Raw genomic sequence first — 16839 nt, forward strand, 5'->3', positions numbered from 1 at the left:
GGGAGAATCATGTCCATGCTTCGTTGGTTGACCGCTGGTGAGTCCCATGGCCCTGCCCTTGTTGCCGTCCTCGAAGGGCTGCCGGCTGGCGTCCAGGTGACGAGCAAGGAGATCCAGGCCGCTCTTGCACGACGTCGTCTCGGCTACGGCCGCGGTGCCCGTATGGCCTTCGAGGCCGATGAGCTCGAGATCGTCGGTGGTCTGCGCCACGGCACCACGATGGGCAGCCCGATCGCGTTGCGCATCGCCAACAGCGAGTGGCCCAAGTGGGATCAGGTCATGTCGGCCGATCCCGTCGACGAGGACGTCCTCGCCGGGCTCAAGCGCAATGCGCCGTTGACGCGGCCTCGACCCGGTCACGCAGATCTGGCCGGCATGCAGAAGTACGGATTCGACGAGGCGCGTCCTGTCCTGGAGCGGGCCAGCGCCCGCGAGACCGCGGCACGCGTGGCCCTGGGCGAGATCGCCGCACAGTTCATCCAGCAGACGACTGGCGCGACGATCGTGTCGCACGTCGTCGAGCTCGGCACGGTCGTGGCTCCGGCCGGGCTGCTGCCGACCCATGCCGACGTCGAAGCTCTCGACGCCGACCCGCTGCGCTGCTTCGACGCCGACACCAGCGCCAAGATGGTCGCCGAGGTCGATCTGGCGCACAAGGAGGGCGACACCCTCGGTGGAGTCGTCGAGGTCATCGTCGAAGGCCTGCCGCCAGGGCTCGGCTCGTACACGCACTGGGACAAGCGCCTCGACGGCCGTCTCGCGCAGGCGTTGATGGGCATCCAGGCCATCAAGGGCGTCGAGCTCGGCGACGGCTTCGAGCTGGCCCGCACCCGCGGCTCGCTCGCGCACGACGAGATCGTTCCGACCGCCGACGGCATCCGGCGCGTCTCGGGACGGGCAGGCGGTACCGAGGGCGGCATGAGCACCGGTGGCTGCTGCGGGTCCGCGCAGCCATGAAGCCGATCGCGACGGTCCCGCGCGCGCTGCGCACGATCGACGTCGAGACCGGCGAAGAGGCCCGCGCGCACCACCAGAGGTCCGACGTCTGTGCCGTGCCGGCTGCCGGCATCGTCGCCGAGGCGATGGTTGCGCTCGTCGTGGCCGACTCGATTGTCGAGAAGTTCGGCGGTGACTCGGTCGAGGAGACCAGCCGCAACGTCGAGACCTACCTGGCCAACCTGAGGCTCCGTTGAGCCCTGTCGTCGTCTTCGTCGGCCCTCCGGGGGCGGGCAAGTCGACTGTCGCGAAGGCGCTCGCCTCGACCCTGGGTCTGGCGTTTCGCGACACCGACGCCGACATCGAGGCCAGCGAGGGTGCCAGCGTCCGCGACATCTTCGTCGACCGCGGCGAGACCCACTTCAGGCTTCTCGAGGAGCAGGCCGTCGCTGCGGCCTTGGCCGAGCACGACGGCGTCCTGGCGCTCGGCGGTGGGGCCGTGCTCAGCGACGCGTCGCGCGAGCTGCTCAAGCAGCACCGTGTCGTGTTCCTCGACGTCGGCCTCACGGCCGCCGCGTCGCGGGTCGGCATGAACGGCAACCGTCCGCTGCTGCTGGGCAACGTCCGCTCCCAGATGAAGTCGCTGATGGACCGTCGACGTCCGCTGTACGACGAGGTCGCCCGGTTCACCGTCCAGACCGACACGCTGCAGCCGGCCCAGGTGGTCGAGCGCGTGCACCAGCTCATCGAGGAGGACTCATGACGACCCGCCTGAAAGTGGCGACCGATCGACCGTACGAGGTCGTGATCGGCAACGGTGTGCAGGACGAGCTGCGCGGCCTCGTCGGAGCAGACGTCATGCGCGTTGCCATCATCCATGCTCCGGCGATGCGACAGACGGCCGAGAGCCTGCGTGCGCCCCTGGTCTCAGATCATCTCGCAGTGCACCTGATCGAGGTCCCCGACAGCGAGCAGGCCAAGACCGCCGACGTGCTGACGTTCTGCTGGAAGGTTCTGGGGGAGTCGGGCTTCACCCGGTCCGACGTCGTGGTGGGTCTCGGCGGCGGAGCCACGACAGACCTGGCTGGTTTCGTGGCAGCGAGCTGGTTGCGGGGCGTGCGCTTCATCAACATCCCGACCACGGTGCTCGGCATGGTCGACGCCGCGGTGGGGGGCAAGACGGGCATCAACACCGCTGAGGGCAAGAACCTCGTCGGGGCCTTCCATGAACCGGTCGGCGTGCTGTGCGATCTCGACGTCCTGCAGTCCCTGCCGCCGGCCGAGCTGCGCAGCGGCATGGCCGAGGTGGCCAAGTGCGGCTTCATCGCCGATCCGACGATCCTCGAGCTGATCGAGGCCGCCCCCGAGGCCATCGCCGATCCGACGTCGCACATCGTGGCCGAGCTGATCACCAAGGGCATCGCGGTCAAGGCCCGCACGGTGGCCGGCGATCTGCGCGAGACGGGTGCAGACGGCTCGATCGGCCGTGAGTCCCTCAACTACGGGCACACCCTCGGCCACGCGATCGAACGTTTCGAGGACTACCGGGTCCGCCACGGCGAGGGCATCTCGGTCGGCATGGTGTTCGTGGCAGAGCTGGCCCACCGGGTCGGCTACATCGACCAAGACCTGCTCGACCGACATCGGGCGATCCTCCAGTCGATCGGTCTGCCGACGACCTATCGCGCCGGTGTCTGGGAGGCGCTGCTGGCGTCGATGCGCCTCGACAAGAAGACGCGCGGCGACCAGCTGCGGTTCGTCGTGCTCGACTCGCTCGCGACGCCCACGATCCTGGCTGGGCCTTCGGAGTCGCTGCTGGTCGACTGCTATCGGGCGATCTCGTCATGACGACGGCCGCGCGACGGTCCCGGCTCGTTGAGGCGCTTGTCGGGCACGAGCTCGACGGGATGCTCGTCACGACCCTGGTCAACGTGCGGTACCTGACGGGGTTCACGGGATCGAACGGAGCATTGTTCGTGCCGGTCGTCGGCTCGCCGGTGTTCCTGACCGACGGGCGATACCAAGATCAGGCCAAGCACGAGCTGGCCGACGTCGAGCACCTCATCGGGCGCGACCTGCTGGGCGGCATGGCTCAGGCAGCTCGAAGCCGGCAGGTATGGCGTCGAGTCCCACACGCTGAGCGTCGACTCCTACGAGCGTCTCGTCGAGCTGGCTCCCGAGGTGACGTTCGTGGGCGCCGACCGGCTCGTCGAGCACTTGCGCGAGGTCAAGGATGAGGTCGAGGTCGACGCGCTGCGCCGGGCCTGCGAGATCTCCACCCAGGCGCTTGAGCAGATCCTGGCCGGGCCCTTGGTCGGACGCACCGAGCGCGAGGTCGCCCGCGACCTCGAGAACCGGATGCTCGACCTCGGCGCAGAGGCGATCGCATTCGAGACGATCCTCGCCGCCGGCGACCACACCGCGATCCCGCACCACCACCCCACCGACCGGCAGCTGGCATCGGGCGACCTGCTCAAGATCGACTTCGGCGCTCGCTACGACGGCTACCACGCCGACTGCACCCGCACCGTCGTCCTCGGCCGCGCCGACGACTGGCAGCGCGAGATCTACGCCGCCGTGAAGTCGTCCCAGCAAGCCGGTCTCGACCTCCTGCGCGACGGCGTCGACGTCGCCGCAGCAGACCTCGCTGCACGCGGTTCGCTCGAGGCGTCCGGGTGGCTCGAAGCCTTCACGACAGGCCTCGGCCACGGCGTCGGGCTAGAGATCCACGAGGACCCGTTCATCGCGTCCTCACACACAGGTAAACTGTCCAGTCGCACCGTCCTCACGATGGAGCCGGGCATCTACGTGCCGGGTCGTGGGGGAGTGCGCATCGAAGACACTGTCCTCGTGACCGCGGGTGCCCCCGAGGTGCTCACCACGATGACCAAAGACCTCTTGGAGATTGGCTGATGGCCACCACTAACGACCTGAAGAATGGCATGGTGCTCAACATCGAAGGACAGCTCTGGGCTGTCATCGAGTTCCAGCACGTCAAGCCCGGCAAGGGCCCGGCCTTCGTCCGCACGAAGATGAAGAACGTCGAGTCCGGCAAGCTCGTCGACAAGACGTTCAACGCCGGCACGAAGGTCGAGACGGCCAATGTCGACAAGCGCACGATGCAGTACCTGTACAACGACGGCAACAGCTACGTGTTCATGGACACCACGACGTTCGACCAGACCGAGGTCCCGCCCGAGGTCATGGGCACGGCGGTCGACTACCTCCTGGAGAACCAGGAAGCCATGATCGCGACGAATGAAGGACGCGTCCTGTTCGTCGAGCTGCCGGCCTCGGTCGAGCTCGTCGTCGAGCACACCGATCCGGGTCTGCAGGGCGACCGCTCCAGCGGCGGCACCAAGCCCGCCAAGCTCGAGACGGGCAAGGAGATCCAGGTGCCGTTGTTCATCGTCTCCGGCGAGAAGATCAAGGTCGACACCCGTGACGCCAGCTATCTCGGTCGTGTGAAGGCCTGATGGCTTCACGCAGCAAGTCACGCAAGCGCGCCCTCGACATCCTGTTCGAGTCCGAGGCGCAGAGCTTGCCGACCGGTGGAACGCTCGCCGACCGGGTCGGCGACAAGGAATATCCGGTCAACGAGTACGCGATCACACTGATCGAGGGTGTCGTGGCACATCGTGAACGTCTCGACGAGATCATCTCGGCCAATGCCAACGAGTGGACGCTCGACCGCATGCCGGCAGTCGACCGCAACCTGCTGCGCATCGGCGCCTACGAGATCCTGTTCGCCGACGACGTTCCCGATGCGGTCGCCGTCAGCGAGGCCGTCACGCTGGCCGGTCAGCTGTCGACCGACGAGTCGCCGTCGTTCGTCAACGGTCTGCTGAGCCGCATCGTCGAGCTCAAGCCGACCCTGATCGGCTGACACTGCTTGATTCGGCACTGCTCGATTCGGCGCTCGTGCGGGTTTCTGCACGATCTCGCGTCATGACTCACGTCGTGCTCGCTCTCCTTGGGTGAGGCCTGAAGGTCTCATCCAAGGGGAGGGACGACGTGATCACCGCCGAGCTCATCGACCGCATGGCCGACAAGTGCATCCTCAGCGACGAAGACTTCGATGCCGTGGTGCTGGACGACCGGCCCGAACGCATCCAGACCGTCAACCTGCATCACCTGGCCCTCGCGTCCCGGTCGGACGACTTCGCCCGGACGATCGAGCAGGCCGACTACATCACGGCCGACGGCTGGCCGATCGTCTCCCTGATGCGTTCGCGCGGTATCGATCCCGAACGCGTCACCGGCTCGGAGTTCTTGGAGCGGATGCTCGCCGGTCGGCAGTTCCACGGCAAGAAGGCCGCGATCCTCGGCGCCGACAGCCACGCCGGGTACGACTTCCGTGGTCAGCTGCACGACTCGGGGCTGCACGTCGTGTTCCGTGAGCACGGCCACCGCGGCGACTGGCAGCCCAAGCGCCTGGCCAAGAAGCTGCGCAAGTACGACGTCGACCTGCTGATCGTGGCTGTCACCCCGCCCTTCGGCGACATGATCGGTGAACAGGTGCGACGTGCGGGCTTTGCGGGCGTCGTGGTCAACGTCGGTGGCGCCGTCAACATGGTCACCGGCCACGCCACGATGGCCCCGGGGTGGATCCGGGCGGCCAAGATCGAGTGGTTCTACCGCCTGGCCCAGGAGCCCCGCCGTCTGTTCAGGCGCTACATCCTCGAGTGTCTGCCGGTGTTCGTCAAGCACGTGCTGCCGCACTACTGGCGTCGCCGTAGCTGACTGTCGGCAGCAGACCCGACCACCGACTGACCGGCTGCCTGCGCGACGATGGAGCCTGACGAAAGGTGGGCGATGGCGCTCTCGGCGGTAGCAGTGTTCTGCGGATCGGGCTTCGGGGCCTCAGCGGCCTACGCACAAGCAGCGAGGCTGACAGGTCGGACCCTCGCCGAACGGGGCATCGACGTGGTCTACGGCGGCGGCCATGTCGGGCTGATGGGGGTCGTCGCAGACGCCGCACTCGAGGCCGGTGGCCGGGTCGTCGGCGTGATCCCGCGCCAGCTCCACGACCGTGAGCTGACGCACCGCGGGGTGACCGAGCTGCATGTCGTGGAGTCGATGCACGAGCGCAAGCAGATCATGGCCGATCTGTCGGATGCGTTCATCGCACTTCCAGGCGGTGCCGGCACCCTGGAGGAGATCGCCGAGCAGTGGACCTGGGCCCAGCTGACGATCCACACCAAGCCGTGCGGATTCCTCGACGTGGAGGGCTTCTGGCAGCCCATGCAGGCGATGGTCGACACCATGGTCGACCAGGGCTTCGTCCGGTCTGAGCAGTCCGGCATCGTCACGATCCGCGAGAACCTCGACGACCTCCTCGACGTCTTGTCGCAGCCGCCTTCGTCGACCGACAAGTGGGGCGGCCCGACCGAGTCCGTGCAGCCGTGACGGCTCCGGTCATCCATGTCGCGGCGGCGTTGGTCGTCGATGCGGCAGGTCGCGCCCTGATGGTGCGCAAGCACGACACCACGATGTTCATGCAGCCGGGCGGCAAGATCGAGCCGGGGGAGCATCCCCTCGACGCCCTGCGACGCGAGCTCGACGAGGAGCTCGGACTGTGCCTGCCGCCCGCCGACTTCACCTGGGTCGGCACGTTCGAGGAGGATGCTGCCAACGAGCCGGGCCACCGGGTCCGCGCCGAGGTGTACTCCGTGACACTGCTGTCTGGCACGCCCGCAGCCGCGGCCGAGATCGCCGAGAGCCGCTGGGTCGACCCGCATGATCCGGGAACGCTCGACCTTGCCCCGCTGAGCAGCCGGGCCTTGCTGCCGATCCTGACAGGACGACGATGACCACCCTCGCGATAGACGACCGCCACACGATCCGCAGCGGTGCAGACGACGATCCACTGGTGGTGCTGCTGCACGGCTACGGCGCGAACGAGCAGGATCTTCCCGGACTGATGCCCCACCTGCATCCGGGGCTGGCCGCAGCATCCGTGCGAGCGCCGTTGACCCTCGGACCTGGCTCCTTCGCCTGGGTGCCGATCCAGGTGCCGGGGCGACCAGATCCCTCTGCCACCGCCGACGCCACAGCGGCCATGCTCGCGTGGTTCGACGAGTTCGTCGCACCTGAACGCCCGGTGGTCCTGCTCGGGTTCTCGCAAGGCGGACTCATGGTCAGCCAGCTTGCTGCGGCACCGCCCCCGACCGGTTCGTGGCGGGGCTCGTGCTGTCCGGCTTCGTGCTCGACGCTGCCCTGCCGGGTGACGAGGCACTCTCCGCGCGCTCGGTGCCGGTGTTCTTCGGCACGGTGATGCCGATCCGGTCATCGCACCCGATGCCACGGCCCGTGCGTCGGCCTGGCTGGCAGCCCACAGCGAGCTCACCGACAAAGCTATCCGGGTCTCGTGCATGCGATCTCGGCCGATGAGCTCACCGACATCAACGCGTTCTTGGCGACGTACCTGCCCTAACGTCCCCGCAAGCGATCGATCGCCCGGCGCTCCTGCTTGGTCGGTCGCCCTGCTCCGCGGTCACGCCGCGGCATGATTGCGACTTCCTCCTTCGGCGGAGGCGGGGGCGTCAGATCGTCGTAGCACTCGACGGCCACGGCAGCACCGACCCGCTTGACGATGATCTTGGTGACGATCACGATGCGCAGTCCGCCCTCGGTGAGTGCCTCGACCCGGTCGCCCACCTTGACCGGTTGGGAGGGTTTCGCCTTCGCCCCGTTGATGCGGACATGGCCGGCCTTGCACTCGTGCGACGCAATCGACCGCGTCTTGTAGAGCCGGACCGAGGAGATCCACACGTCGGCGCGAGCGGTCATCTGCATGACACGACTCTAGACTTGGTGCATGAGTGCTTCTTCGACCCCCGAGACCATCGAGATCAGCGGCGACATGATCCGGCTCGGCCAGTTCCTCAAGTTCGCGAACTTCGCCGACTCGGGTGCGCAGGCCGGAGCCATGATCGTCGACGGCGACGTGTCGGTCGACGGCGTCACCGAGACCCGCCGTGGACGGCAGCTCGCGAAGGGCATGCTGATCGAGGTGCGGACGCCCGACCGGGTCCTGAGCGCGAAGGTCGGCTGACATGGCGCTCGAGCTCGGACTCGACACATTCGGCGACGTCACGGCACGAGCCGACGGTTCGTTGCTGCCGTACGACGAGGTGATCCGCAACGTCATCGAGCAGGCGGTGCTGGCAGACGAGCTCGGGCTGACGTTCTTCGGCGTCGGTGAGCACCATCGCGAAGACTTCGCCGTCACGGCGCCAGAGGTCGTCCTCGCGGCGATCGCCGCCCACACCCGACAGATCCGCCTCGGCACCGCGGTGACGGTGCTGAGCTCGGACGACCCCATCCGGGTGTACGAGCGCTTCGCGACGCTCGACGCGATCTCCGAAGGTCGGGCCGAGGTAATTCTCGGGCGTGGATCGTTCACGGAGTCGTTTCCGCTGTTCGGGCTCGACCTGGCCCAGTACGAAAGCTGTTCACCGAGAAGCTCCAGCTGTTCACGGCGCTGCGCAGCGAAGGGCCGGTCACCTGGAGCGGTGCGCTCCGTCCGCCGCTGACTGATCAACATGTCTTCCCCAAGACCGCATCTGGTTCGGTCCGCACCTGGATCGGTGTCGGCGGCAGCCCAGAATCAGTCATCCGAGCCGCACGCCACGGCGCTGGCCTCATGCTCGCCATCATCGGCGGGCCGCCGGCCCAGTTCGCGCCGTACGCCGATCTGTTCCGTCAGGCGCTCCAGCAGCTGGGGCAGCCGCCGCTCCCGGTCGGAGTGCACTCGCCAGGGCACGTCGCAGAGTCCGACGAGCAGGCCCGCGAAGGCTGTGGCCGCACTTCGCGGTGCAGCGTGAACGCATCGGCCGAGAACGTGGCTGGCCGCCGCCGACACGAGAGGAGTTCGACACGGCCGCCGGGCCCGAGGGCGCGCTCTACGTCGGGTCACCGCAGACCGTTGCCGACAAGATCGTCCGCAACACGCGCATCCTGGGCCTCGACCGATTCGACCTGAAGTTCAGCAACGGCACCCTGCCGCACGGTCACATGATGCGCAGCATCGAGCTGTACGGAACTCAGGTCGCACCTCTCGTCCACGCAGCCTTGGAGGCTTGACATGACGTTCCCGACGGTTCTGCCCGACCCCCGCACCCCCGATCCGATGCAGGCCCCACCGTTGCGCTGGGCGATCCTGGGCCCGGGGTGGATCGCCGACCAGTTCGTCCGGTCGTTGCACGCGCACACCCATCAGCAGGTCGTCGCGGTGGGCTCGCGGGCACTCGACCGGGCACAGACATTCGCGACCACGCATGGCATCGACCGGGCCGTGGGCTCGTACGACGAGCTGGTCGCGCTCGACGAGGTCGACATCGTCTACATCGCCACTCCGCACCCGTCGCACTGCGAGCATGCCTTGCTCGCGATGGACGCCGGCAAGCACGTGCTGATCGAGAAGCCCATCGCCCTGAACACACAGCAGGCCCGCCAGATCGCGGCCAAGGCCGACGAGACCGGCCTGTTCTGCGCAGAAGCGCTGTGGACCCTGTTCCTGCCCAAGTGGGACCTGCTGCGGCAGGTCGTCGAGGACGGCGTGATCGGTGAGCTGCGATCGGTGCACACCGACTACGGCGAGTTCTTCGCCGACGACCACCGGATCTTCGACGCATCGCTCGCGGGTGGCCCGTTGCTCGATCTCGGCACGTACCCGGTCGCCTACGTCACCTCGCTGCTCGGTGCGGCCCAGTCGGTGGCTGCCGCCGGCGTCGCCGACCCGCGCGGGGTCAACGGCCAGCTCGCTGCCACGATGCTGCACCCCGGCGGGGCGATGTCGGTCATCGCGACCACGATCCATGGCTGGACCCGCAACGAGATCGTCATCGTCGGCAGTGAGGGCGGGGCGAGGGTCGAGGCGATGCACAACTCGCCCGGTCCCATCACCGTGTGGTCGGCCGACCGCAGCAGCACGCTGCGCTACGACGAGCCGCACGCAGGCCACGTCGACGGACTGCACTTCCAGGCCGCCGAGGCAGCACGCTGCATCGACGCGGGACTGGCACAGACCCCGATCAGGCCTCTGGCCGCATCAATCGTCTCGATGGAAGCCATGGACGAGATCCGGCGGCAGATCGGCATCTCTTTCGCCGAGGCCGGGCTCGTCGAGTAGTCAGCCTGCTGTCGCGGTCCAGCGGTCGTTGCGGCGTTCGACCCGGATGGGGTGGTCGAAGCACTCGGTGACCAGCTCGGTCGTGAGCACGCCCTCGACCGGCCCCGATGCGACGATGCGGCCACCACGCAGCAGCGCCGCATGGGTCGTGGTGCGCGGAAGCCTCCTCGAAGTGGTGGGTGACCATGACGGTCGAGGTGTCGCTCAGCACGGATCGAAGATCGTCCAGGGTCGTGAGCAGCTGTTCGCGGGCCGCCACGTCGAGACCGGTCGACGGCTCGTCGAGCAGGAGCAGCGGCGGGTCGTGCATCAGCGCGCGGGCGATCAATGTGCGTCCCCGCTCACCTTGCGACATCGTCAGCCAGCGAGGCGAGGTCGGGACGTCGACACCGAGCATCTTCATGAGCAGGTGGGCTCGGTCGCGTTCGTCATCGGTGGGCTGCCAGCGCGGGACCAGCCGTTGGTGCCGGTCGCACCCGTCAGCACGATCTGCTCGACCGTGAGGTTGGACCGCAGTGGATGGCGGGGGTTGACGAAGCCGATGTCACGGCGCAGCTCGCGCATGTCGACCCGACCCAGCTGGCGTCCCAGCACGTGCACCGTGCCACGGGTCGGGTGGTTGACCGCGCCGCACAGGTTGAGCAGTGTCGTCTTGCCTGCGCCGTTGGGACCGATCAGGGCCCAGTGCTCGCCGCGGCTGACCGCGAGGTCGATGTGGTCGAGCAGAAGCTTGCCCTCGCGGACGAAGTCGACTCCCTGGACGTCGAGCACCTTCTCGTGAGTCACCGTCACAGCCTAGCCACGCGCGGCCTACAGTGGCCGGGTGAGCCATGAGTCGCGTGCGGATGAAGCCCTGCGACACATCGAGATCGAGCCCGATCGTGACCGGCCGTCGGCGTTCACGCTGCGGATCGATGGCACCGACCAGTCCCATGTCGACCTCGACGACCCGCGGCGGCTCGAGTTCGACTACATGCAGCGGATGGCTGACGTCATCGACGCGTACGGCGAACCGGGAACCCCTGTCAGGATCGTGCACATCGGGGGAGCGGCGTTGACGATCCCGCGCTACGTCGCGGTCACGCGACCACGATCGTCGCAGACAGTGCTCGAGCCCGACGAGCAGGTCACTGCTCTGGTGCGTGAACAGCTGCCTGTTCCGCGTGGCAGCGCGATCAAGGTGCGTCCTGTCGACGGACGCAGCGGGATCGCCGCGATGCGCGAAGACCTCGCCGACATCATCGTGCTCGATGCCTTCGACGGTGCCCAGATCCCAGCCGAGCTGACAACTGCAGAGTTCCTCGTCGATCTGGCCAGGGTGGCGGCACCGGGTGGCATCGTGCTGCTGAACCTCGCCGACAAGGCGCCGTTCCCGTACGTCCGGCGTGCCGTGAAGGGGGTGTGCGATGCGTTCGCGCACGTGCTGATCAGTGCTGAGCCGGCAACGCTGAAGGGCCGTCGATTCGGCAACGTGCTGGTCGCAGCGTCCCAGGTGCCGTTGCCTTGGGAGGCCCTGGCGCGTCGCGCCGCGAGCTCGCCGTTCCCGTACCGGGTGCTGCCGTACCGCGACGTCGTGACGACCTTTGCTGCCAAGACGCCCTTCACCGACGCTGACAGCTCACGCTCGCCGGCGCCACCTGGCGGGGCTGCGTTCTTCAGCTGAATCCGGCGGGTGGGTGAACCCTGCACCCGTCTATCCTTGGCGCGTGGAAACTCTGCGTCTGGTCATCCTGTTCATTCATCTTCTCGGCATGGCAGCCCTTTTCGGCGGCCTCGTGGCGCAGGCGTCAGCGCCGGTCAAGAAGGTCAATGCGGCGATGCGCGATGGCTCCGGCACGGCTTTCGTGGCTGGTCTCGCCGCGGTCGGCGTGCTCGAGGCCGATGACGCCGATCTGAACCACGCCAAGATCGCGGTCAAGCTCGTCATTGCACTCGTCGTGCTGGGTCTCGTCATGGCCAACACCCGCAAGGAGCAGATCAGCAACGCGCTGTTCGGCACGATCCTCGGACTGACCGTCATCAATATCGCGGTCGCGGTGTTCTGGTCCTCCGCCCACGCCTGAGCCCTTGCCGCGAACGCTCCCGCCCCGAGACGGTGGATCCGCAACCTCATTCCAGGGACGTGGTGGTTTATCAACGCCATATGGCCGAATGCGGTTGATAAACCACCGCGCCGGGGTCGTCGTGGCCGAATGCGGTTGACAATCCACCGCGTCGGGGGCGTCGAGGCAGGGGCGTCAGCGTACCGTGACCTGGCCAGCCACAACGTCCCAGCGAGCGTCGAGTCGGACGTTCGCCAACAGCTTGCGGTCGTGCGACACCAGCAGCAGCGCACCGGTGTAGGCCTCGAGGGCCTGCTCCAGCTGCTCGATCGCCGCGACGTCGAGGTGGTTGGTGGGCTCGTCCAGCACCAAGAGGTTGACGCCCCTGGCCTGCAGCACGGCCAGGGCAGCGCGTGTTCGTTCACCGGGTGACAGGTGCTCCACGAGTGTCGACACGTGATCGGCCTTGAGGCCGAACTTCGCCATCAGGGTTCGGGCGTCGGCCGGACTCAGCTCAGGTACGACCTGGGTGAACGCCTCGCCGAGGTCGAGCCCGAACGGCAGGACCGTGCGCGCCTGGTCGATCCGCCCGATCGACACCGTGGCGCCCAGCGCCGAGGTTCCGGCGGCCGGCTTGCTCACCCAGCAACAGACGCAGCAACGTCGTCTTACCCGCACCGTTCGGCCCGGTGATCCCGATGCGCTGGCCGGCCTCGACGTGCAGCGACACAGGTCCGAGCGTGAAGTCGCCGAGCCGGGCGACAGCCTGGTTGAGTGTCGCCACGACGGCGCTCGACCGCGGCGCCGGCGCGATGTCGAACTGCAGGACCCACTCCTTGCGTGGCTCCACGACCTCGTCGAGGCGGGCGATGCGCGACTCCATCTGGCGCACCTTCTGAGCCTGCTTCTCCGACGACTCGCTCTGTGCCCGTCGACGGATCTTGTCGTTGTCGGGCGACTTCTTCATGGCGTTGCGGACACCCTGCGAGCTCCACTCGCGCTGGGTGCGGGCCCGCGAGACCAGGTCGGCCTTGGTGTCGGAGAACTGCTCGTACGCCTCACGGGCGTGACGCCGGGCCACCTCCCGCTCGTGCAGGTAGGCCTCGTAGCCGCCGTCGTAGACCGCGACGCTGTCTTGCGCGAGGTCGAGCTCGACGATGCGGTTGGTGCACCTGGCCAGGAACTCACGGTCGTGCGAGACCACGACGACACCGGCGCGCAGACCCGTCACGAATGACTCCAGGCGCTCGAGTCCGGGCAGGTCGAGGTCGTTGGTCGGCTCGTCGAGCAGCACGACGTCGAACCGGCTCAGCAGCAGCGCCGCCAAGGCTGCGCGGGCGGCCTGCCCGCCCGACAGGCTCGTCATGAGTGCATCGGGACCAGAGCCGAGTCCGATCTCGGCCAGCATCGCCGGGATCCGGTCGTCGAGATCGGCCGCGCCGCTGGCCATCCACCGGTCGAACGCTGCGGCGTAGGCAGCATCGGCCTCGGCCGTCCCCGATCCCAGTGCTGCAGCTGTTGACTCCATGGCTTCGGTGGCGGACGCGGCACCGGTTCGTCTGGCGATGTAGCCGGCCACGGTCTCGCCGTCGACCCGCTCGTGCTCCTGGGGCAGCCAGCCCACGAAGGCGTCGACGGGGGCAAGGGCCACCGACCCGCCGAGCGGCTCGTCAACGCCCGCCAACAGACGCAGGAGCGTGCTCTTGCCGCCGCCGTTGGCCCCCACGACGCCCACGACGTCGCCGGGAGCGACTGTCAGCGACAGGTCGGAGAACAGGGTCCGATGATCGTGTCCACCAGCAAGATCCTTGGCCACCACAGTTGCGTTCACCGCATGATCCTATGAGGACTCGGACGACGCACTGGACGCCGCGACCCTCCGCACTGATAGTTTCTCCGTGCGGCACGGGGGGCCGGTCGCTCGAGGACGTCCACCCCTGGAGATCGGAATCCGCATGCGTCGCACCGCCACCATCCTGGTCAGCACCGTCACGGCGCTCGCCTGCAGCACCAGCCTGGCCGGCGCCGCGGTCTACAGCAACGGCACCAAGACGTCGACCTTCGACGCCACCTTGAAGATCCTCTCTGATGCGACGGTCTCGGCGAACTCGCTCGACTTCGGCCAGAGCCAGGGCGTCCTGAACACGGCGATCAACGTCAACACGACGATCTCGGTCACCGCGACGAACACGACGCCGTACAACGTCGGCATCAACGCGGGCTCAGGTGTGGGAAGCACCACGGCGTCCCGCTACATGTCTGGCACGGGTGGCAACACGTCCACCGTCGCGTTCAACCTCTATCAGACCGCAGGTGCGGTCAACTGGGGCAACACCCAGGGCACTGACACCAAGGCAGGCACCGGAACGGGCAGCGCCCAGGCACTGACCGTCTACGGGAACATCCCCGCGCAGGCGACACCTCAGCCCGACACCTACAAGTCGAACTTGACCGTCACGGTCTACTTCTGAGGTGCGGCAGCTTCCTCGTCGTCGTCCTGGCGATCCTCGTCGGTGTCGGCTACCTGGCGCTGACCAGTACCGAGGCGCCGAAGCCGGTCCTGACGCAGAGCCCGCCTGTCAGCGGTGACTCCGCGACACTCTCGGTGGCGCCGGTTCGGTCCGTCATCACCGCTGACCAGGACGACGTGACGCTCGAGTACTCCGTCGGCAACAACGGCTCGTCCCCGCGCAAGTACACGCTCGAGGTAGGTGAAGCCAGCTCGAAGGGCACACCCTTGCCGGATGGTCCACAGAGTGCAGCACGCTGGGTCACGGTCGAGTCGACGGCGTTCACGGTCCCAGGTGGAAAGCGTGGAAAGGTCCCGGTCCGCATCCAACCGCCAGCCGATCGCGGAGCCAGCGAGCGCCGGATCACCGTGAAGATCACCGACAACACGGTCGACACCTCGGGCAACGTCAACTTCAAAACCGCGATCTCGACCTCGGTGTACGTCGAGGGGACCGGCCGGTCGTTCGCAAGGCGGGCTTGTCCAATTTCGACCTTCCGTGGTTCTCGGGGCGAGACCTGACGGTGTCGGCCGATCTCAAGAACTCAGGCACTGTGATCACGGTGCCCGGCGCCCAGAAGGGCACGATCCTCGGAACTGCCTCCGGCACCAACCAGTTTCCGGTGTCTGGGGACGTGGTCCGCCCGGGCGAGACCGTGACCCTCACCGGGCAGACACGCACACCGGTGGCCTGCTGGTGCGAGGTACGGATCAGTGCACCGGACGGCTCGGGAGTCACGACGGTGTCGGGTCGGGTCCTGGTGCTGCCGTGGTGGTGGCTGCTCGGAGCTGCTGTGGTGATCGGAGTCGCAGCGCTCACGATTCGACGCCTGCGGACCCCTCCGGGAGCCCACGCGAGCGCCTGATGTCCAGCTCGTCCGACCGCGCCGATATCGTTGGCCCCGTGAACCCCCACGACCAGGTTGGAGCGCTCAGCCCGGCTGGCCGACCCATGCGCCTGGTGCGTTCACTCGCGGCCGCATTGGCCTGTGTCGCTGCCGCGGCGTTCGGGCACCACACCGCCGGTGGTGAGCTGTCCGGAATCGCTGTCCTGGCCGTCTTCCTCGGTGGCGCCTCCATCGCCTGGTCCCTGTCGTCTCGTCGCGTCACCGGCGGGCAGATCGTCGGGTTGCTGCTGCTGTGCCAGGTCGCAGTCCACCTGGGTGCGTCCGACGTCGCCATGACGATGGATGCATCGATGCTGCTCGGCCATGCTGCGGCGACTGCCTTCAGTGCGCTGGCGCTGGCACGCGGTGAACAGTTCGCCTGGCACCTCGCCGAACGACTCGGCCTGCGGGCCGCACCGATCTTCGACGTCACGAGCCCTGTTCCTTCGCTTCGTCCGCTGGCGCCCGTCGTGGTCCCGCTGCTGCGGCACGACGTCCTGCTCGCACATTCGCGCTGGTTGAGAGGTCCGCCGATGGGGTCGTGATGACCCCTTCAGCACTCCATCTCGAAGCAAGACTTCATCTCGAACCAGGGAATTTTCATGACACGCACCATCTCGCGGCTCAGCGCTGCGCTCATCGGCCTCGCTCTCGTGGCAGTCGCCGCTCCGGCAACAGCCCACGTCACCGTCTCGTCCACCGACGCGGCGCAAGGCGGATTCGGCAAAGCCGTCTTCCGTGTACCGAACGAGTCCGACACGGCCGCCACCACCAAGATCGTGGTGACCCTGCCGGCTGAGACGCCGTTCGCCTTCGTCACAGTCGGGGCCAAGCCCGGCTGGAAGGCCAAGCTCGACAAGCAGAAGCTTCGACAAGGAGACCACGGTCGGCGACTACACCCTCACCGAGGCCGTCCGCACCATCACCTGGACTGCCGAGGGCGACGGAATCGGTGTCGGCGAGTTCGACGAGTTCGCTCTGTCCGGCGGCCCGTTCCCGAAGGCCGACTCGATCGCGTTCAGCGTCGAGCAGACCTACGCCGACGGCGAGGTTGCCGACTGGAGCCAGATCGCCGAGGGATCTGAGGAGCCTGAGAAGCCGGCCCCCGTGCTCACCTTGGCTGAGGCCTCGACCGGCGACCACCATGGTGCCGGCGACGACACCGAGACGGTTGGCGCGACGTCCTACACCGAGGACTCCGACGGTCAGTCCCTCGGCGCGTGGCTGGGTGGCGGAGCGCTCGTCGTGGCCCTCGCAGCCCTGGTTGTGGCATTGCGACAGAATCGACGTCGTGCATAACGTGCCCCATCCTTCGCGGTCTCCTCGTCG

At 67.6% G+C, this 16839-nt stretch carries 25 protein-coding genes and 5 pseudogenes; 25 read left to right on the top strand and 5 right to left on the bottom strand.

The window, feature by feature from the left end:
* The first annotated feature begins 15 nt into the window (after window positions 1-15).
* The 11 genes and pseudogenes from aroC to ACHMWU_RS18530 all read left to right on the top strand — a co-directional run bounded on the left by aroC (window position 16) and on the right by ACHMWU_RS18530 (window position 7213).
* A pseudogene (gene aroC / locus ACHMWU_RS18480) lies at window positions 16-1193 on the top strand (chorismate synthase).
* Entirely contained in the window at window positions 1190-1699 is a 510-nt protein-coding gene (locus ACHMWU_RS18485) for a shikimate kinase (RefSeq protein WP_396045770.1), read from the top strand. Before aroC ends, ACHMWU_RS18485 begins: the two are co-directional and overlap by 4 nt.
* On the top strand, window positions 1696-2784 hold the full coding sequence (gene aroB, locus ACHMWU_RS18490; RefSeq protein WP_396045772.1) for a 3-dehydroquinate synthase: 1089 nt from the start codon (window positions 1696-1698) through the stop codon (window positions 2782-2784). Before ACHMWU_RS18485 ends, aroB begins: the two co-directional genes overlap by 4 nt.
* A complete protein-coding gene (locus ACHMWU_RS18495) occupies window positions 2781-3173 on the top strand; it encodes an aminopeptidase P family N-terminal domain-containing protein (protein WP_396045774.1) in 393 nt (130 codons plus the stop codon). Before aroB ends, ACHMWU_RS18495 begins: the two co-directional genes overlap by 4 nt.
* Window positions 3073-3849, top strand: coding sequence for a M24 family metallopeptidase (locus ACHMWU_RS18500; protein WP_396046892.1), 777 nt, complete (start codon window positions 3073-3075; stop codon window positions 3847-3849). Before ACHMWU_RS18495 ends, ACHMWU_RS18500 begins: the two co-directional genes overlap by 101 nt.
* The gene (gene efp, locus ACHMWU_RS18505) at window positions 3849-4412 is read left to right on the top strand and encodes an elongation factor P (protein ID WP_396045776.1); all 564 of its coding nucleotides are present in this window, start codon (window positions 3849-3851) and stop codon (window positions 4410-4412) included. Before ACHMWU_RS18500 ends, efp begins: the two co-directional genes overlap by 1 nt.
* Window positions 4412-4822 carry a transcription antitermination factor NusB gene (gene nusB, locus ACHMWU_RS18510; protein ID WP_396045778.1) on the top strand — a complete coding sequence of 137 codons (411 nt, stop codon included), beginning with the start codon at window positions 4412-4414 and terminating at the stop codon, window positions 4820-4822. The genes efp and nusB overlap by 1 nt, the downstream gene beginning before the upstream one ends.
* Window positions 4823-4950: 128 nt before the next feature.
* Complete coding sequence (locus tag ACHMWU_RS18515) at window positions 4951-5679, top strand: WecB/TagA/CpsF family glycosyltransferase (protein ID WP_396045780.1); 729 nt, start codon at window positions 4951-4953, stop codon at window positions 5677-5679.
* Between the two features lie 72 nt (window positions 5680-5751).
* Entirely contained in the window at window positions 5752-6345 is a 594-nt protein-coding gene (locus ACHMWU_RS18520; protein ID WP_396045782.1) for a TIGR00730 family Rossman fold protein, read from the top strand.
* Window positions 6342-6749 carry an NUDIX domain-containing protein gene (locus tag ACHMWU_RS18525; protein WP_396045784.1) on the top strand — a complete coding sequence of 136 codons (408 nt, stop codon included), beginning with the start codon at window positions 6342-6344 and terminating at the stop codon, window positions 6747-6749. Before ACHMWU_RS18520 ends, ACHMWU_RS18525 begins: the two co-directional genes overlap by 4 nt.
* Complete coding sequence (locus tag ACHMWU_RS18530) at window positions 6746-7213, top strand: alpha/beta hydrolase (RefSeq protein WP_396045786.1); 468 nt, start codon at window positions 6746-6748, stop codon at window positions 7211-7213. The genes ACHMWU_RS18525 and ACHMWU_RS18530 overlap by 4 nt, the downstream gene beginning before the upstream one ends.
* A gap of 155 nt (window positions 7214-7368) precedes the next feature.
* Here ACHMWU_RS18530 and ACHMWU_RS18535 read toward each other — a convergent pair whose 3' ends face one another.
* Entirely contained in the window at window positions 7369-7728 is a 360-nt protein-coding gene (locus ACHMWU_RS18535; protein WP_396046894.1) for an RNA-binding S4 domain-containing protein, read from the bottom strand.
* A gap of 28 nt (window positions 7729-7756) precedes the next feature.
* Here ACHMWU_RS18535 and ACHMWU_RS18540 point away from each other — a divergent pair, with 28 nt between their 5' ends.
* From ACHMWU_RS18540 to ACHMWU_RS18560, 5 genes and pseudogenes are all read left to right on the top strand, one after another.
* On the top strand, window positions 7757-7993 hold the full coding sequence (locus ACHMWU_RS18540; protein WP_396045788.1) for an RNA-binding S4 domain-containing protein: 237 nt from the start codon (window positions 7757-7759) through the stop codon (window positions 7991-7993).
* A gap of 1 nt (window position 7994) precedes the next feature.
* Entirely contained in the window at window positions 7995-8474 is a 480-nt protein-coding gene (locus tag ACHMWU_RS18545; RefSeq protein ID WP_396045790.1) for an LLM class flavin-dependent oxidoreductase, read from the top strand.
* A pseudogene (locus ACHMWU_RS18550) lies at window positions 8423-8719 on the top strand (LLM class flavin-dependent oxidoreductase); the annotation flags it as partial. The gene ACHMWU_RS18545 and the pseudogene ACHMWU_RS18550, both read left to right, overlap by 52 nt.
* Window positions 8720-8754: 35 nt before the next feature.
* A complete protein-coding gene (locus ACHMWU_RS18555; RefSeq protein ID WP_396045792.1) occupies window positions 8755-9024 on the top strand; it encodes a hypothetical protein in 270 nt (89 codons plus the stop codon).
* 1 nt (window position 9025) lies between these two features.
* Window positions 9026-10072, top strand: coding sequence for a Gfo/Idh/MocA family protein (locus ACHMWU_RS18560; RefSeq protein WP_396045794.1), 1047 nt, complete (start codon window positions 9026-9028; stop codon window positions 10070-10072).
* A gap of 331 nt (window positions 10073-10403) precedes the next feature.
* Here ACHMWU_RS18560 and ACHMWU_RS18565 read toward each other — a convergent pair.
* Window positions 10404-10475 (bottom strand): annotated as a pseudogene (locus tag ACHMWU_RS18565) (hypothetical protein); the annotation flags it as partial.
* Window positions 10472-10858, bottom strand: coding sequence for an ATP-binding cassette domain-containing protein (locus tag ACHMWU_RS18570; protein WP_396045796.1), 387 nt, complete (start codon window positions 10856-10858; stop codon window positions 10472-10474). The gene ACHMWU_RS18570 and the pseudogene ACHMWU_RS18565, both read right to left, overlap by 4 nt.
* Window positions 10859-10895: 37 nt before the next feature.
* Between ACHMWU_RS18570 and ACHMWU_RS18575 the strand changes: the two genes are divergently transcribed.
* Entirely contained in the window at window positions 10896-11735 is an 840-nt protein-coding gene (locus tag ACHMWU_RS18575; RefSeq protein WP_396045798.1) for a spermidine synthase, read from the top strand.
* Between the two features lie 43 nt (window positions 11736-11778).
* On the top strand, window positions 11779-12135 hold the full coding sequence (locus ACHMWU_RS18580) for a hypothetical protein (RefSeq protein WP_396045800.1): 357 nt from the start codon (window positions 11779-11781) through the stop codon (window positions 12133-12135).
* A gap of 174 nt (window positions 12136-12309) precedes the next feature.
* Here ACHMWU_RS18580 and ACHMWU_RS18585 read toward each other — a convergent pair whose 3' ends face one another.
* Together ACHMWU_RS18585 and ACHMWU_RS18590 are read right to left on the bottom strand one after the other, a co-directional pair.
* Window positions 12310-12714 (bottom strand): ATP-binding cassette domain-containing protein, encoded by a 405-nt coding sequence (locus ACHMWU_RS18585; RefSeq protein ID WP_396045802.1) that lies wholly within the window; start codon window positions 12712-12714, stop codon window positions 12310-12312.
* Window positions 12629-13945: an ATP-binding cassette domain-containing protein gene (locus tag ACHMWU_RS18590; protein WP_396045804.1), complete on the bottom strand. Its 1317-nt coding sequence runs from the start codon at window positions 13943-13945 to the stop codon at window positions 12629-12631. The genes ACHMWU_RS18585 and ACHMWU_RS18590 overlap by 86 nt, the downstream gene beginning before the upstream one ends.
* Window positions 13946-14069: 124 nt before the next feature.
* Here ACHMWU_RS18590 and ACHMWU_RS18595 point away from each other — a divergent pair, with 124 nt between their 5' ends.
* The 7 genes and pseudogenes from ACHMWU_RS18595 (at window position 14070) to ACHMWU_RS18625 (ending at window position 16809) form a co-directional block, all read left to right on the top strand.
* On the top strand, window positions 14070-14585 hold the full coding sequence (locus ACHMWU_RS18595; protein ID WP_396045806.1) for a spore coat U domain-containing protein: 516 nt from the start codon (window positions 14070-14072) through the stop codon (window positions 14583-14585).
* 134 nt (window positions 14586-14719) lie between these two features.
* Complete coding sequence (locus tag ACHMWU_RS18600; protein ID WP_396045808.1) at window positions 14720-15145, top strand: hypothetical protein; 426 nt, start codon at window positions 14720-14722, stop codon at window positions 15143-15145.
* 2 nt (window positions 15146-15147) lie between these two features.
* Entirely contained in the window at window positions 15148-15489 is a 342-nt protein-coding gene (locus tag ACHMWU_RS18605) for a hypothetical protein (RefSeq protein WP_396045810.1), read from the top strand.
* A 38-nt stretch (window positions 15490-15527) separates the two neighbouring features.
* A complete protein-coding gene (locus ACHMWU_RS18610) occupies window positions 15528-16055 on the top strand; it encodes a hypothetical protein (protein WP_396045812.1) in 528 nt (175 codons plus the stop codon).
* A gap of 57 nt (window positions 16056-16112) precedes the next feature.
* Window positions 16113-16349: pseudogene (locus ACHMWU_RS18615) on the top strand (DUF1775 domain-containing protein); the annotation flags it as partial.
* Window positions 16306-16569: pseudogene (locus tag ACHMWU_RS18620) on the top strand (DUF1775 domain-containing protein); the annotation flags it as partial. The pseudogenes ACHMWU_RS18615 and ACHMWU_RS18620, both read left to right, overlap by 44 nt.
* Before the next feature lie 48 nt (window positions 16570-16617).
* The gene (locus ACHMWU_RS18625) at window positions 16618-16809 is read left to right on the top strand and encodes a hypothetical protein (protein ID WP_396045814.1); all 192 of its coding nucleotides are present in this window, start codon (window positions 16618-16620) and stop codon (window positions 16807-16809) included.
* Window positions 16810-16839: the final 30 nt, after the last annotated feature.

Origin of the sequence: Aeromicrobium sp. UC242_57 (assembly GCF_044452305.1) — a bacterium.
Classification (GTDB): domain Bacteria; phylum Actinomycetota; class Actinomycetes; order Propionibacteriales; family Nocardioidaceae; genus Aeromicrobium.

What these genes read in the sequence shown, in the direction of transcription:
- ACHMWU_RS18495 (WP_396045774.1), top strand. Translation starts at nt 2,781, where the DNA reads ATGACGACGGCCGCGCGACGGTCCCGGCTCGTTGAGGCGCTTGTCGGG.
- ACHMWU_RS18545 (WP_396045790.1), top strand. Translation starts at nt 7,995, where the DNA reads ATGGCGCTCGAGCTCGGACTCGACACATTCGGCGACGTCACGGCACGA.
- ACHMWU_RS18560 (WP_396045794.1), top strand. Translation starts at nt 9,026, where the DNA reads ATGACGTTCCCGACGGTTCTGCCCGACCCCCGCACCCCCGATCCGATG.
- efp (WP_396045776.1), top strand. Translation starts at nt 3,849, where the DNA reads ATGGCCACCACTAACGACCTGAAGAATGGCATGGTGCTCAACATCGAA.
- ACHMWU_RS18540 (WP_396045788.1), top strand. Translation starts at nt 7,757, where the DNA reads ATGAGTGCTTCTTCGACCCCCGAGACCATCGAGATCAGCGGCGACATG.
- ACHMWU_RS18530 (WP_396045786.1), top strand. Translation starts at nt 6,746, where the DNA reads ATGACCACCCTCGCGATAGACGACCGCCACACGATCCGCAGCGGTGCA.
- ACHMWU_RS18535 (WP_396046894.1), bottom strand. Translation starts at nt 7,728, where the DNA reads ATGACCGCTCGCGCCGACGTGTGGATCTCCTCGGTCCGGCTCTACAAG.
- ACHMWU_RS18520 (WP_396045782.1), top strand. Translation starts at nt 5,752, where the DNA reads ATGGCGCTCTCGGCGGTAGCAGTGTTCTGCGGATCGGGCTTCGGGGCC.
- nusB (WP_396045778.1), top strand. Translation starts at nt 4,412, where the DNA reads ATGGCTTCACGCAGCAAGTCACGCAAGCGCGCCCTCGACATCCTGTTC.
- aroB (WP_396045772.1), top strand. Translation starts at nt 1,696, where the DNA reads ATGACGACCCGCCTGAAAGTGGCGACCGATCGACCGTACGAGGTCGTG.
- ACHMWU_RS18595 (WP_396045806.1), top strand. Translation starts at nt 14,070, where the DNA reads ATGCGTCGCACCGCCACCATCCTGGTCAGCACCGTCACGGCGCTCGCC.